Consider the following 288-nt stretch of genomic DNA (forward strand, 5'->3'; position numbering starts at 1 on the left):
GACACGGGCCGACTTGTGAGGCGCGACAGGTAGCCGTCCTCAATTCCCTGCGCAACGCTGTATGTGTATACAACACGATCAAACAGACGATCGTCGCCTTCATCAAGGCGGCCAGAGTCAAGGCGATACGGCGTTGCCGTAAAGCCAACCAGCTTCATGTCTGGGTTTATCGCCAGCAATGCGTCGATGAGCTTTCGATACATCGTGTTGCCGTCGGCCGGCACAAGATGTACCTCATCGATAATCATCACATCGATATGGCCGATCTGCTGCGCTTTATCCCAGATC

Annotated in this window: 1 protein-coding gene; it reads right to left on the bottom strand. The window is 54.2% G+C overall.

What is annotated here, in order from left to right:
- On the bottom strand, positions 1-288 hold a 288-nt coding region (locus ACY9Z2_RS18900), incomplete at both ends, for a DEAD/DEAH box helicase family protein (protein WP_463611227.1).

The organism is Virgibacillus sp. GM2-2, assembly GCF_055329585.1.